This window comes from Pseudomonas sp. AC083 (genome assembly GCF_979253165.1).
The window spans coordinates 86,417-99,730 of the sequence record NZ_CEEDDH010000004.1 but is presented as its reverse complement, the minus strand read 5'-3'; the positions used below and the strand labels follow the sequence as shown (position 1 = coordinate 99,730).

The window sequence follows — 13,314 nt, the reverse complement described above, 5'->3', positions numbered from 1 at the left end:
GACTTAAAAATACACTTTCGCAAAATATTGTTGGAATTTGCCTTGAGTAAATATCTTATTCCGGTGCTGCCCGCCGTGCTGATTGGTGGTTTATCTCTGTTGGGGGGACATGCATTTGCTGACGATGCATGTGCCGATATCACTACGAACTCTCAGAGGGAAAGATGTTCTGTGAGCGCCAAGGTTGCTGCAGATAAGCAGTTGAATACCAGTTATCAAGAACTGATGGTTCGGCTCGAAGGTGGGTATCAAACTGATCCAGTTCTTGCGGCGAGCCAAAAGGCAACGGTTCAGGAGGCTCAGCGCGCCTGGATCAAACTGCGCGATACCGATTGCCAGGTCGATGCGTTGGAGACGGAACCGGGCTCTTCGGCGCATGTGGCAGCGGTGAACAATTGCATCGCCAGTATGAGTCGTGACCGTTCAGTGTTTTTGGACAATATCGCGTCCAATACCGGGAGTGGCCCGACAATTGGACGTGGCTCGTGCCCTACGCAAGACTTTACACAGTTTCTTCCAGCATTCTCCGCTAATGTCGAATCGCAGAAGCGACTCACTGCGCAGGCCGTGAAGCTACTGGTATTAAAGGGGACGTCGGATATAGGGCGGATTGTGACTCACGTTACTGCGGAGGTGGGACGCGATATGGCGTTTCCTTTAATGGTGGCTGTGCCCGATGGGAAAGTGGAAGGAATAGAGATCGAGAAGGTGGATGACCGCCACGTTAACGTTGTGGATAAACGCGCCGGCAACAGCAATATCAAGATTTTCAACTTTTCGCGGAAGTCCTGCTGGACGCTTGATGGGGTTGAGGACTGGTCGATTCCTGATAAAGAGCTTTCTGTAGCCAGTACGCGGAAAATGAGTCGTGCGGAGAATTTCTGTTGGCAGCGCGGACAAGGATTTGCTGGCTTGGGCGGCCTTGAGCAATACCGACTGACAGGAGAACTTTTTGAGGCGACTTTGGAAAATTACCTGTGCGCGGCCGCTTCAGGCGATCCTATATCTAGTTCGGCTGCGGCCGGGCTGAGTCTGTCGGGTATGGCCCCGCAATTGGAATACGACAAAGTTGAGGCTCTTTTCAAAGCAGCAGCCGTTGATTCACCAAGCGGTGCTGAGTCGTTGGCTGGCTTCTATTGTTTTGGGAATGAATTGGCCGGCTCAGGCCCCTGCCAGCGCCCGCTGGACGTTGAAAAAGAGTTGATTCGTGCTACCACCATGGGATCAACCCATGCATTCGTTTCGTTAGGCGACTATTGGAAAAGCGGCGATCTAGGAAAGAAAGATACTCCTCGCGCCTTGGCCTGTTATCAGCTTGCTGCCGACAAAGGTAACGACTCGGGCATCAATGCGATTAAGCGACTTCAGTCCGAAGTGGCCGAACCGATAGTGGCCAGCAGCTGCTTTTAGTACGGTTAAGTGAGGAAGGGCGTTTACAGAGCCCGACGCCTTTTCACCTCGATGTGATCAAACGCGTTCCGCCATCACGGCTAACGCGTTTTCATATGCGCTGAGCCAGAATCCGCGGCGCTTAAACGTTTAATATTTGAGCATATAACGACCTCGATCTTCCTTTAAACTCCCCCCAAGGAACGCGCTCAGGACACGGAATGCCAGCCCCTTCTTCCTCGCTTCGCCCAGCGTTGGTGCTTTGGCTATATGCCGCTGCGATCACGCACATCCTCGCCGGTCTTACCCTGACCTGGGCCGGTGACTCCGGCTTGCTCGATGGCTACCTGCAAGTCCTCGAACTGTCGTTCTGGGGCGCCGATGCGGTACCTGCTGCCGGACACGATCAACAGGGCTGGTGGCTCGCGCTGTTCGGCGCGACGTTGCAAAGTTATTCGCTGTACATGCTCGCGCTGGTGCATCTGGGCAATCGCTTGAAAGCTCCGGCCATCTGGGGCTGGTTGATCGCCGGCATCCTGTTATGGGCGCCGCAGGACATGTGGCTCTCGGCGCAACAGCAGGTCTGGTCGCACGTGTGGCTTGATGGTTTTGCGTTGTTGGTGTTGTTGCCGCCGCTGTTTTGGCTGTACAGACATGACCGTCAAGGGAAGGAGTAACAGCGTGAAAGTATTTTCGATTCTTCTCGGTTGCTTGCTCTCTGCTGCTTCATCCGCATTGTTTGCTGGAGAAGCGTGCAACCCAGACAGTTTGTCCAACCCGGACTTGATCACCTGCGGCCAGCAATCTTTCGAGAAGGTCGATGGTGTCCTGAACGAGCAATACAAAAAAGCGCTGTCGACTCTGGCTCCTGCGGAGCAAAGCCATCTGAGAGATGTGCAAAAGAACTGGGTGCGCTTCAAAGAATCGTTTTGCGAAGAGCTTTATGAAGCCGCGTTGCCGGGCGCTGAAGCGCCAATCGAAAAGCTTGGGTGTCTGGTGCAGACGACCAATGCTCGGCTGGGAGAGTTGGTCGCTCTACAGACGGGTTTACCGCTGGATGGTTTTTACAAAGCGGCATCCGCGATTGAAGGGAAGGATCGTGAGAGAAATTTAGCGGCCTCAATTGAGCTGCTGGGAGGGGAAGAACTCGATGATCCGCTTTGGAAGCAATACGCGGATGGGCACTGCAAAATGAGCGAGCGTTTGTTCCGTGAGGATTTTGCGAATTGCAGGGTGCGGATGCGCTTTCAGTTGCCTATGAATCGTTGAATGAATTTCCGATTTGAAGTTTTCGCGTGCGTTTATCTCTGCTCTGCTGCTAGTACCACTGACTGCCCATAGTGAAGTTTCTACACAGCTAAGGCGGATGCCACTTTCGGTACTTCAACGTGGTCAAGCGTTCCTTCACTAGCCTCTTACGTCCTGCCGATGAGCGACTGCGTCGCCGGTTGAGGCTCGAAAGCTGCGGAATGCTCGAACAAGGTAATCAGTGTCAGGTTATTTCTGTTTATGTTCAGAAGCTTGGAAACGTCGCTACCCTCATGGCCTTTGAAGATTGCCAGTGGTTGTCCATGTCCAGGATTCGAGGTAACGGGTATCGCTATCAGATCTGGCGATCTGAGGCGCGCAAGGCTGCGGAAGATATGGCGCGTGAAAGCCAAAACCTCAAGATCCGAGGTATCGAAACCACTCAAATCCGTTACGAGCCTATTACTCCCGTTGCCATCGAAGCTGCGGATCTTTGGGGTGACGAGGCGACGCTCTACCCGTGGCACGATGTGCATCAATGGAAACAGGCTGACACCCGTGGTTTTGATGTCTCGCTTTGGTTCAACCAAGAATTGTGTGGGTTGTGTTATGCGTCACCGCGCAAGAGCAAGCTATGTATCAAGATCGTGATTCTGGAGGGCAAGCCGGAAAGATCCCATCCGTTGCGGGGCACAGTGGCTGCTTTGGCATTAACCGCGATTGAAAACTACGCTCTCTTGATTGGCTGTACAGAAATTGAAGTTCAAGAGCCGGCAGTCGGCGCTATACCCATATACGAGAGTTTAGGGTTTGGCTTTGATCCGACGGGCCGGCTTGTTATTGCGGTTGAGCGGTAATACTATCCAGTCAAATTTCGAGACCCGAGAGGTTTCCATGAAAAAGTCCAAACATGAACCAAAGCCTATGATGGCTGCCCGGTTCCAGGCTGAAGCTCGTGAAGTTTTGGCTAAACGTTCCGGTAAGCGCAGCCGTTTTCTGGATGTTGCGTTGGCCAAAGGTTCTGATTTCGAGCCAGTCGGTCGACTGGCTGGCTGAAGGTTTTCGGATTCTCAAAAAAGCTGCCGTGATTGGCAGTTTTTTTGTGCCTGGATGTTTACAGGCGGTGCAGAAAGGGGACTTAACGTCCCCTTTTTTTCATCCGCAATTCCCGCTACGGCTTCGCCGCCGCGCTCTTCACCTCAATATGATCAAGCGTCCCTTCCACCATCAATCGCACCCCGTCCGCCATTCTGCTCAGGGCCAGTGCCACCGAGCGGCGGGAGCCGTGGAGGTCGTCAGCCAGGTCGCAGGCGATGACGCTGATTGACAGGAGGTCTTCGGAGGCGTTGGCCATGAGGGCTTCGGCGTCGGTGCCGGAGGAGAGTTTGAAGAGGCCGGTTTCGCGTCTGGCGTGGGGTTCGGTGGGTGGTTTGAAGTGATGGTCGAGGGCGCGTTCGGCGGCTTCGTGGAATTTCTTTGATTCCAGAGATTCGTAGGGCGAAATATCCGGGTTTTCTGGGGGATTTGGTGTTGGTTTGATCATAGGTATTTCCGAGTTATGGAGCCAACACCGTTTCGCTTGCTTCGAAAGGGTGGCAGCTGTGTATAGGTGTGCAAGACCGGACTCGGAACCGGCAGACCCGAAGGCCTCCCATACACAGCCGCCATAACAGTTCGCGAGCATAGGAAAACACTCGGCGAATAGCCATAACTGAATGCATGACGAGTCTGGACTTGCACGTCCGTATCACCGATTTTGCGGCGACCCACAGATCCTATCCCCACCGCACCAACTCGCCTAGTTCATGGACCGCACCGCACTTTGCAGGAAACTTCCCATAGATTCGCGGGCCGGAAGATCAAAAGATCGCAGGCTTCGCCAGCTCCTACAGGGATGTGTTTCAAAAGGTGTAGGAAAGGTGAGTGGTGAGACGCGGAGCGTCTCGGGATGCATTCCCACGCGGAGCGGGGGAACGATCAGTGGGCGAGCGCTGAATCGTGACTTGGTGGTCATCGTGCGGGAAATGGTCTGCATCCTCTTCCAACAGTGTCAGATACTGGCGTTATCGTCCGAATCCCTTACACTGCCCCGGCCGTTCATTTTCCTTTTGAGGCTGTGCGCATGAAATTTCGTTTTCTCCTGTGGATGATGGGTTTGTTGATGGGTAAGGCCAGCCGGACCAATCCTGCGTTCCAGCAGCAGCTGGGTGACAAGGATCTGGTGTTTCAGTTGCAGACGCTGGATGGGAAAGTGGCGCGGCATTTCGTGGTCAAGGATCAGCGCATCACCAGCAAGTCTGGGGTGGTGGCAGAACCGGCGTTTGCGATTGCTTTTAAAGATGCCGGTTATGGCTTTGCGACGATGCAGGCGAAGAACAAGCAGTTGGCGTTTATGCAGGGGATTCAGGACAAGTCGATTCAACTGAAGGGGAATCCGGCGCTGGTGATGTGGTTTCAGGGGTTGATGAAGTATTTGGTGCCGAGGAAGGCTAAGCCTAAGGCTTGAGCCTTTGGTGACGCGGAGCGTCACGGGATGCATTCCCACGCGGAGCGTGGGAACGATCAGGGGCGGTCTGGTAGACCGAGTTGGATTCTTCGCGAGCAGGCTCGCTCCCACAGGGATTTGGTGATCCTTGGGGAGCGGGCCTGTTTCGTTTTAGGCCTGGCTGAACTGCGATGCCAGTTCGCGCAGCAGCACTTCAGCCTCAAGCACTTTGCTGACGACATCGTTGGCCTTGTCGCGGCTCAGGCCGACGCGTTCAAGCAGGGCATCCGGAATATCTTCATCCGGCCCGGAGCCAATCCCGCGGCTACGCAGCAGGCGCACGGCCAGGCAGACGAGGTTAGGGTATTCGGCGTAGGCGCCGTCGTAGCTTGGGTCGTGCTGGAAGCGCAGTGCCGTGGCGAGTTCATCGGGCATGTCCCAGTAGCGCATCAGCCATGAGCCGATCTGCTCGCGGCTGATACCCAGCAGGTGTTGCTCGATATAGCTGTGGCACAGATGCGGATTGACCTCCAGGTGGCGGCAGATCAGCGAGAAGTGCGGCGGGAACACGTGGGCCAACAGCAGATAGCCGAAGTTGTGCAGCAGGCCGGCCAGATAGGTCAGGCCGGCTTCCGGGCGCTGGGCGCGAGGCATGGCGCGGGTCAGGCCTTCGATGACGGCGGCGGTGTAGATCGACTGCTGCCAGTACGGCGTGGTGTGTTGCGGGTGGTCTTTCGGCAGGCTCAGGGTCTTGCCGAGGGCCAGGCCCAGCGCCAAGTTGATTACCAGATCGAAACCCAGCACGCGGACGATCGCGTCTTCCACCGAGCGGATCTTGCCCGGCGAGGCGTAATACGGCGACGCCGCCCAGCTCACCACTTGCGCGGCCAGCGCCGGGTCGGTTTCAACGACGCCGGTGATGTCGTCGATGGTGGCGTTGGGGTCGACGCGCAGCTTGATGATTTTTTGCGCAGTTTCAGCAAGCGGCGGAATCTCGATGGTCGCTTCCAGACGCTGCTGGATGCGCCGCGCGGTGAACGCCTGCACGGCCTGGGTGATTTCCTCGCGGTCATCGTCCGGGCGGTCGAGGTTCGGGCGGATGCTGCTCAGGGCTTCACCGAAGTTGGCGGCGCTGGCTTTGGTCAGCATCGATTTGAAGTCTTCGCTGCTGATTTCCAGCAGCAGGCCCGGCTCGCCGGAGTTGATCAGCAGCTTCGGCTCGCGCAGCAGGCTTTCTTCGTAGAGGCACGGCGAACTGGTCAGCGCCGGCAGGCCCGGGAGCAGGCTCAGATTGTGTTTGCCGAGCATCTTTTCCAGGCGCTCGGTGGACACGGCAGTCAGGCGGCGACCAGTGAGTTCGGCGAGGCGATTGAGATCCAGCAACTGGCTCTGTGGAAACAGCACCATCAACGCGCCGACGGCGTCGTCCAGCAACACGGCTTGCACTTTGCGCGAGGCATTGAGGCCGTGGTGGTCGAGCACTTCTTCGTAGGCAACGCCCAGCTTGTTGAGCAGCAGCCGAATAACAGACGGAGCTTGCGGAGATTCGGGGACGAGAGCAGCTTCGGTCATGGTCTGTATCCGTTTTTGAAACAATGGCAGGAGTATAACCACCTCTGCCGGAACGAGCTGTCGGAAACTGCGACAGTGCTCACACTTGGCCGTATTGCTGCCCATGCCGCAGCCAGCGATCCAGCAACGGGCTGACGTGGGTCGGCCAGCGCTCCAGCAGGGCTTGCGCGGCGTCGCGCACGGCGGGCAGCAGGTCGGCGTCGCGCATCAGATCGGCGACCTTGAATTGCAGCAGGCCGGTCTGACGAGTGCCGAGCATTTCTCCGGGGCCGCGCAGTTCGAGGTCTTTTTCGGCAATGACGAAACCGTCGTTGGTCTCGCGCATGATGCCCAAACGCTGACGACCGATCTGCGACAGCGGCGGATGGTAAAGCAGCACGCAATGACTGGCCGCGCTGCCTCGACCGACGCGACCGCGCAACTGGTGCAGTTGCGCAAGACCCAGGCGTTCGGGGTTTTCGATGATCATCAGGCTGGCGTTGGGCACGTCGACGCCGACTTCGATGACCGTGGTGGCAACCAGCAGTTGCAGGTTGCCGGCCTTGAACTCGGCCATCACTGCGGCTTTCTCGGCCGGCTTCATGCGCCCGTGAATCAGCCCGACTTTCAATTCGCCGAGGGCGGCGGTGAGGTCTTCGAACGTGGTTTCGGCGGCCTGGCAGGTCAGCTCTTCGGATTCTTCAATCAAGGTGCAGACCCAATAGGCCTGACGTCCTTCGGCGCAGGCGCTGCGCACCCGTTCGATGACTTCGACGCGGCGGGTGTCGGTGACCAGCACGGTGTTGACCGGGGTTCGGCCGGGCGGCAATTCATCGAGGATCGAGGTGTCGAGGTCGGCGTAGGCACTCATCGCCAATGTGCGTGGAATCGGCGTGGCGGTCATGATCAGTTGGTGCGGGCACATGCGCCCGCCGACGCCTTTCTGGCGCAGCGCCAAACGCTGCTGCACGCCGAAGCGGTGCTGTTCGTCGATGATCACCAGAGCGAGGTTCTTGAACTGCACTTCGTCCTGAAACAGCGCGTGGGTGCCGACCACCATTGGCGTGCCGCTGGCAATCTGTTCCAGCGCGGCGACGCGATTCTTGCCCTTGAGCTTGCCGGCCAGCCACGCGACTTCAATGCCCAGCGGTTCGAGCCAGCGCTTGAAGGTGATGAAGTGCTGTTCGGCAAGGATCTCGGTCGGTGCCATCAGCGCGACCTGATAACCGGCCTCCAGCGCCTGCAACGCGGCGAGGGCGGCAACCACGGTTTTACCCGCGCCGACGTCACCCTGAATCAGGCGCAACATCGGTTCGTGCTGGCTGAGGTCGTAGGCAATTTCATTGCCGACGCGCTGCTGAGCACCGGTTGGGCTGAAGCCGAGGTTCTTCAGGTATTTCGGCGGCAGCCTGGTGGCTTTCGGCATCGCTGGCGCGCGCAGCGAGCGCATGCTTTCGCGCAGACGCTGCTGCGACAGTTGATGGGTGAGCAGTTCTTCGAAAGCCAGGCGATGCTGCGCCCAGTGATGGCCGAGGGCGAGCTCATCGACATCGGCGTCGGCGGGCGGATTGTGCAAGTAGCGGATCGCATCGGCCAGCGGCGCCAGTTGATAGTCGCGGGCGAGTTCGGTCGGCAGCCAGTCCGGCAGGGTGCTCGGCTTGAGCAGCGTCAGGGTCTGCATGCACAGCTGGCGCAGGCGCTGTTGGGTCAGGCCTTCGGTGAGCGGATAGACCGGGGTCAGGGTTTCGTCCACTGGCGGTGGTTCATCACCGGTGATCGCGCGGTATTCCGGATGATAGATTTCCAGGCCTGAGGCGCCGGGCCGGGCTTCACCGTAGCAGCGAACTCGCGTGCCACGCTTGAGGCCTTCTTTCTGCGCATTGCTGAAATGGTAGAAGCGCAGACTCAGCCCGCCGGTGCCGTCCTGCAAGCGCACGACCAGGCTGCGGCGGCGACCCATGACTACATCGGCGCCGCTGACGGTGCCTTCGACCACGGCGTCCTGTCCCGGCCGCAACGCACCGATCGGCACCACGCGGGTGCGATCCTGATAACGCAGCGGCAGGTGGAACAGCACGTCCTGCAGATTCTCCAGGCCGACCTTGGCCAGTTTCTCGGCCATGGCCTCGCCGACACCCTTGAGTGCCGTCACCGACACTTGCGACAGCTCCGTCATGACGCTCGCTTAACCGGCCGTAACCGGCGCGGCAGGCTTGGCCACCGAGCACAGGCGAATGGAGTCGGCGAGGATCTCGATGGCTTTCGGCCGTGGGAAGCTCGCACGCCATGCGATCGCCACGGTGCGGAACGGCACCGGAGCGGTCAGTGGACGCACTTCGATCACGCCCGGGGCGTAGTGATGGCTGTCCACCGCGGACAGCGGCAGGATCGAGATGCCCAGGCCGGACGCGACCATGTGGCGAATGGTTTCCAGCGAGCTGGATTCCACCGTGGTGTGCTTGGCGCCGTCGTTGCCCTTGGTCAGGGTCGGGCAGGCTTCGAGCACCTGATCGCGGAAGCAGTGGCCTTCACCGAGCAGCAGCAGGCTCTTGTCGTTGAGCAGGCCGGCGTCGATGGACTCTTTCTTGGTCCACGGATGCTGGGCCGGCATCAGGACGTAGAACGGCTCGTCGTAAAGCGGCAGGGTCAGCACGTCGGCTTCATTGAACGGCAGGGCGATGATGATCGCGTCGAGCTCGCCGTTGCGCAGTTTGTCGCGCAGCACGTGGGTGAAGTTTTCTTCGATGTACAACGGCATCTGCGGGGCAACCCGGTGCAGTTGTGGAATCAGATGCGGGAACAGGTACGGGCCGACGGTGTAGATGGCGCCGACTTTCAGCGGCGCGGTCAGCTGATTCTTGCCGGCCTGGGCCAGTTCGCGAATGCCTTGGGCCTGTTCCAGGACTTTTTGCGCCTGGGCGACGATGCCTTCGCCGACCGGGGTCAGGCGCACGGCGCTTTTGCTGCGCTCGAAAATCAGCACACCGAGTTCGTCTTCAAGTTTCTTCACGCCCACCGACAGCGTCGGCTGACTGACGTGGCAACGCTCGGCGGCATGGCCGAAGTGCTGCTCTTGGGCGAGGGTAACGATGTAGCGTAATTCTGTGAGGGTCATAGCAAGCGTCCATGAAGATGCGCGCCAAGCATACCGGCTGCAATCGATAGACGCACGTTATCAGACTGCGGGCTGAGTGCGACACCGGTCGAGGTAGGTTTGCCGCTGGCAGATACGCAAAAGGCACCTTTCGGTGCCTCTTGGCTGGATCGACTGGTTAGCACATCACTTTGTGGGAGCGAGCTTGCTCGCGAATGCGGTATGTCAGACGAAACTGCTCTGACTGACCTGGCGCCTTCGCGAGCAAGCTCGCTCCCACAGGTATTGCGGTGTTGCTTAACGGCGACGTTCCAGCGAATAAACAAACGGCGCAACAATTTCGATCGAGCCGTTGTTGAGCATGTCGGCCGGAGGCTTGGGCAGCGGTTGCGCGCGGCGGATCATGTCCAGGGTGGCCCGGTCCAGATCAGCGTTGCCAGAGCGGCCCACCAGCTCGAACGACAGTACATTACCTTCGCCATCGACCACGAAGCGCAGACGATTCAAGCCCTCCTTGCCCCGCGACTGCGCACTCTGCGGGTACTTCTTGTACTTCTGCAGATGCGCGAGCAGGGCGCCTTGCCAACTGGCCTTGGCCGCCACTTGAGCTGGCGATGGGCCCGGTGCCGGCTGGGCGGATTTCTCCGTCGGTGCCTGTGTCGGTTGCGTATCGGCCGGTTTTTCCTCGGAAGGTTTTTCCTTCGGCGGCTCGGGCAGCTTTTTCTCGACCGGCTTCGGCGGTTTCGGCTTGGGCTTCGGCTTGGGTTTGGGTACCGCGATTTCCGCTTTCGGTGCTTCAGCCAGTTTCGGAATCGGCAATTCTTCCACCGGAGCCGGTGGCTGCGGCGGTGTGACGACTTTCGGCGGAGCCGGCGGTGGCGGGGCAGGCAACGGGGCCAGCTCGACCATCATTGCCTGCGGCGGCAATTCGATGGGCGGGCGGGCAGTCCAGTTCAGCGCCAGCGCGATGGCCAGCGCATGCACGCCCAGCACCACGGCCAGGCTACCGCTGTAACGCGTCAGCTTATGGCGCGTCGTGATCATTTCTTGGCTGCCGTCTCGAGACCTACCAGACCGACCTTCAGGTAACCGGCGGCGCGCAGGCTGTCCATCACGCTCATCAGGTCACCGTAATCCACGCCTTTGTCAGCCTGGAAGAAGATGGTGGTGTCTTTCTTGCCCTGGGTCTTGGCGTCGAGGGTAGCGCCGAGGGTTTCGGCTTTCACTTCGTCGTCACCGAGGAACAGGCGCTGGTCAGCTTTCACACTGAGGAACACCGGTTTCTCCGGCCGCGGCGCCGGTTTGGCGGTCGAGGCGGGCAGGTCGACTTTGATGTCCACAGTGGCCAACGGCGCGGCCACCATGAAGATGATCAACAGCACCAGCATCACGTCGATGAACGGCGTGACGTTGATTTCGTGGTTCTCGGCCAGATCGTCGTCTGCGCCTTCTTTCAAATGCAGGCCCATGGCCGATTACCCCACTTTAACCATGTGCGGCTGCGAGCTGCGCTCAGGCTGGTGGTCGAGATCGCGGCTGACCAGCAGCAGGACCTCTGCCGAGGCATCGGAGACCTGCGCCTTGTAACCGGCGATGGAGCGGGCGAAGACGTTGTAGATCACTACCGCAGGGATCGCCGCAACCAGACCCAGTGCAGTGGCCAGCAGGGCTTCAGCGATACCCGGTGCGACAACGGCGAGGTTGGTGGTCTGGGTTTTGGCGATGCCGATGAACGAGTTCATGATGCCCCACACGGTACCGAACAGACCGACGAACGGTGCGGTCGAACCGATGGTGGCGAGAACGCCGGTGCCGCTGCTCATGTTGCGACCGCAGGCCGCTACGAGGCGCTCAAGGCGGAAGCTGACGCGTTCCTTGATACCCTCTTTCTCGCGGCTGTTGACCGACAGGCGCATCTCTTCGAGCGCGTCGTGCACCAGCAGGTTGGCGAGGGTGCCTTCTTTACCAGCGGTGGCGCTGGCTTCCTTGAGGGTGGTGGCTTTTTTCAGTGCGGCGATTTCGCCACGCAGACGACGCTTGGCGCCCATCAGCTCGAAGCCTTTGGCGATCCAGATAGTCCAGGTGATGATCGATGCGATGGCCAGACCGATCATCACGATTTTCACGATGATGTCGGCGTTCTGATACATGCCCCACGGCGACAGGTCGTGGGCCATGCCCAAGGTGTTGTCGGCTTCGAGGACTTCAGGTGCGTCGGCCGCGTCGACAGCCTGCACCGGATCGGTGGCGGCCGGTGCAGCCGGAGCGGCAGCGGGTGCGCTCTGCTCGGTGGCGGCTGGGGTGGCGGGCGCTTGAGCGTCGGCGAAGGCGGCGGTCGGTGCCAGCATCAGGCTGAGCAACAGAGCCGCGACGGCGCTCCAGGCGCGAGGTCGAGTGGTTGGCGAAGCGGGAGTTTGATTACGTGTCATGCTGGCCGGACCTGAGATAGAAAAACGTTGTTGCTCTTCCAGGCCTCGTGAGGCCGAGAACAAAAGTGGCGTGCATTATTGCAAGTAATTCTTGTTAACAAAAGTAATAGAGTAACTTTTTTTCCTTCATTGCTAGCCGTTCGTCCTGTGCCAGAGCTAGTCTGTGCCTTTCTGATGGGAGTTTTCTGATGTCCGCGCCTTCTGTTTTGATTGCCGGTTGTGGTGATGTCGGCAGTCGTCTGGCCACGCAATTGCTGGCGGCTGGCTGGCAAGTCCATGGCCTGCGCCGCGACGTTTCCAAGCTGCCGGAGGGTGTCATCGGCGTCGCCGGTGATCTGTTCAACGAAGAATGCCCGGCGACCTGGCCGGTGGGTGCCGTGGATTATCTGGTGTATTGCGCTGCGGCCACCGATCACGACGAAGAGGGCTATCGCAAAGCTTATGTGCAGGGTTTGCAGAATGTGCTGAGCTGGCTGGGTGACTATGGGCAAGTGCCCGAGCGGCTGATCTTCGTGTCGAGCAGCAGCGTGTACGGCCAGCAGGATGGAGCATGGGTGGATGAGACCTCCGAGACGGTCGCGGCCGGTTATTCAGGTCGCTTGATGCTCGAGGCCGAGCAGGTCGCGCTCAATAGCGGCATTCCGGCAAGTGTGCTGCGGCTGACCGGCATTTACGGCCCGGGCCGCGAGTGGCTATTAACCCAGGTGCGTCGTGGTTATCGCGTGGCGATTGATCCGCCGCTGTATGGCAATCGGATTCATGCCGATGATGCGGCGGGGCTGCTGGCGTTCTTGCTGGAAAAAGACCGCGAGGGCGTCAAGCTGGACCAGCTCTATATCGGTGTGGATGACGCGCCGGCACCGTTGGCTGAGGTGGTGGGCTGGTTGCGCGAGTATCTGGGCGTGACTGAATGGGCGGACGACGCCAGTGTGCGGCGCACTGGCAGCAAGCGTTGCAGCAATGCGCGGGCGAAAGCGTTGGGCTGGGTGCCGAAGTATTCGAGTTATCGCGAAGGCTATGCAGCGATTCTTGAAGGTAAGTGCTGAATTTTCAGCAACACAAAAACCACTGTGGGAGCGAGCCTGCTCGCGAATGCGGTATGTCAGTCATTATCAGTT

14 protein-coding genes are annotated in these 13,314 nt (G+C 59.1%); 7 read left to right on the top strand and 7 right to left on the bottom strand.

The annotated features are described in order from the left end of the window. Window positions 1-42 precede the first annotated feature (42 nt). The 5 genes from AC0IXA_RS09150 (at window position 43) to AC0IXA_RS09130 (ending at window position 3,693) form a co-directional block, all read left to right on the top strand. Window positions 43-1,410 carry a lysozyme inhibitor LprI family protein gene (locus tag AC0IXA_RS09150; RefSeq protein WP_471812922.1) on the top strand — a complete coding sequence of 456 codons (1,368 nt, stop codon included), beginning with the start codon at window positions 43-45 and terminating at the stop codon, window positions 1,408-1,410. 200 nt (window positions 1,411-1,610) lie between these two features. Beyond that, complete coding sequence (locus AC0IXA_RS09145; protein ID WP_471812703.1) at window positions 1,611-2,066, top strand: cell division protein; 456 nt, start codon at window positions 1,611-1,613, stop codon at window positions 2,064-2,066. 4 nt (window positions 2,067-2,070) lie between these two features. Then, window positions 2,071-2,658: a lysozyme inhibitor LprI family protein gene (locus AC0IXA_RS09140; protein WP_471812701.1), complete on the top strand. Its 588-nt coding sequence runs from the start codon at window positions 2,071-2,073 to the stop codon at window positions 2,656-2,658. Between the two features lie 200 nt (window positions 2,659-2,858). Next, entirely contained in the window at window positions 2,859-3,494 is a 636-nt protein-coding gene (locus AC0IXA_RS09135; RefSeq protein WP_471812699.1) for an N-acetyltransferase, read from the top strand. A gap of 37 nt (window positions 3,495-3,531) precedes the next feature. Then, window positions 3,532-3,693, top strand: a complete 162-nt coding sequence (locus AC0IXA_RS09130; RefSeq protein ID WP_163012154.1) for a hypothetical protein — start codon at window positions 3,532-3,534, stop codon at window positions 3,691-3,693. Between the two features lie 115 nt (window positions 3,694-3,808). On the opposite strand, the gene AC0IXA_RS09125 is transcribed toward AC0IXA_RS09130, so the two are convergent. Next, window positions 3,809-4,180, bottom strand: a complete 372-nt coding sequence (locus tag AC0IXA_RS09125) for a DUF6124 family protein (RefSeq protein ID WP_471812697.1) — start codon at window positions 4,178-4,180, stop codon at window positions 3,809-3,811. Between the two features lie 579 nt (window positions 4,181-4,759). Here AC0IXA_RS09125 and AC0IXA_RS09120 point away from each other — a divergent pair. Continuing rightward, a complete protein-coding gene (locus tag AC0IXA_RS09120; protein ID WP_016985803.1) occupies window positions 4,760-5,143 on the top strand; it encodes a helicase in 384 nt (127 codons plus the stop codon). Between the two features lie 150 nt (window positions 5,144-5,293). Here AC0IXA_RS09120 and AC0IXA_RS09115 read toward each other — a convergent pair whose 3' ends face one another. The 6 genes from AC0IXA_RS09115 to exbB form a co-directional block, all read right to left on the bottom strand. Continuing rightward, entirely contained in the window at window positions 5,294-6,694 is a 1,401-nt protein-coding gene (locus tag AC0IXA_RS09115; protein ID WP_041476626.1) for an aminoacyl-tRNA deacylase and HDOD domain-containing protein, read from the bottom strand. A gap of 79 nt (window positions 6,695-6,773) precedes the next feature. Beyond that, window positions 6,774-8,849, bottom strand: a complete 2,076-nt coding sequence (recG, locus tag AC0IXA_RS09110; RefSeq protein ID WP_016772532.1) for an ATP-dependent DNA helicase RecG — start codon at window positions 8,847-8,849, stop codon at window positions 6,774-6,776. A 9-nt stretch (window positions 8,850-8,858) separates the two neighbouring features. Continuing rightward, window positions 8,859-9,788, bottom strand: coding sequence for a hydrogen peroxide-inducible genes activator (locus AC0IXA_RS09105; protein ID WP_024014805.1), 930 nt, complete (start codon window positions 9,786-9,788; stop codon window positions 8,859-8,861). A gap of 276 nt (window positions 9,789-10,064) precedes the next feature. After that, entirely contained in the window at window positions 10,065-10,811 is a 747-nt protein-coding gene (locus AC0IXA_RS09100; protein WP_024014804.1) for a TonB family protein, read from the bottom strand. Further along, window positions 10,808-11,236, bottom strand: a complete 429-nt coding sequence (gene exbD, locus AC0IXA_RS09095; protein WP_016772535.1) for a TonB system transport protein ExbD — start codon at window positions 11,234-11,236, stop codon at window positions 10,808-10,810. Before exbD ends, AC0IXA_RS09100 begins: the two co-directional genes overlap by 4 nt. Window positions 11,237-11,242: 6 nt before the next feature. Next, window positions 11,243-12,196 carry a tonB-system energizer ExbB gene (gene exbB, locus AC0IXA_RS09090; protein WP_024014803.1) on the bottom strand — a complete coding sequence of 318 codons (954 nt, stop codon included), beginning with the start codon at window positions 12,194-12,196 and terminating at the stop codon, window positions 11,243-11,245. A gap of 188 nt (window positions 12,197-12,384) precedes the next feature. On the opposite strand from exbB, the gene AC0IXA_RS09085 reads away from it, so the two are divergent. Beyond that, entirely contained in the window at window positions 12,385-13,242 is an 858-nt protein-coding gene (locus AC0IXA_RS09085; protein ID WP_341638175.1) for an SDR family oxidoreductase, read from the top strand. Window positions 13,243-13,314: the final 72 nt, after the last annotated feature.

Excerpts from the sequence above, each read along its gene's own strand:
- AC0IXA_RS09145 (WP_471812703.1), top strand. The coding sequence starts at position 1,611 with ATGCCAGCCCCTTCTTCCTCGCTTCGCCCAGCGTTGGTGCTTTGGCTA.
- AC0IXA_RS09135 (WP_471812699.1), top strand. The coding sequence starts at position 2,859 with ATGCTCGAACAAGGTAATCAGTGTCAGGTTATTTCTGTTTATGTTCAG.
- AC0IXA_RS09130 (WP_163012154.1), top strand. The coding sequence starts at position 3,532 with ATGAAAAAGTCCAAACATGAACCAAAGCCTATGATGGCTGCCCGGTTC.
- AC0IXA_RS09125 (WP_471812697.1), bottom strand. The coding sequence starts at position 4,180 with ATGATCAAACCAACACCAAATCCCCCAGAAAACCCGGATATTTCGCCC.
- AC0IXA_RS09120 (WP_016985803.1), top strand. The coding sequence starts at position 4,760 with ATGAAATTTCGTTTTCTCCTGTGGATGATGGGTTTGTTGATGGGTAAG.
- AC0IXA_RS09115 (WP_041476626.1), bottom strand. The coding sequence starts at position 6,694 with ATGACCGAAGCTGCTCTCGTCCCCGAATCTCCGCAAGCTCCGTCTGTT.
- recG (WP_016772532.1), bottom strand. The coding sequence starts at position 8,849 with ATGACGGAGCTGTCGCAAGTGTCGGTGACGGCACTCAAGGGTGTCGGC.
- AC0IXA_RS09105 (WP_024014805.1), bottom strand. The coding sequence starts at position 9,788 with ATGACCCTCACAGAATTACGCTACATCGTTACCCTCGCCCAAGAGCAG.
- AC0IXA_RS09100 (WP_024014804.1), bottom strand. The coding sequence starts at position 10,811 with ATGATCACGACGCGCCATAAGCTGACGCGTTACAGCGGTAGCCTGGCC.
- exbD (WP_016772535.1), bottom strand. The coding sequence starts at position 11,236 with ATGGGCCTGCATTTGAAAGAAGGCGCAGACGACGATCTGGCCGAGAAC.
- exbB (WP_024014803.1), bottom strand. The coding sequence starts at position 12,196 with ATGACACGTAATCAAACTCCCGCTTCGCCAACCACTCGACCTCGCGCC.
- AC0IXA_RS09085 (WP_341638175.1), top strand. The coding sequence starts at position 12,385 with ATGTCCGCGCCTTCTGTTTTGATTGCCGGTTGTGGTGATGTCGGCAGT.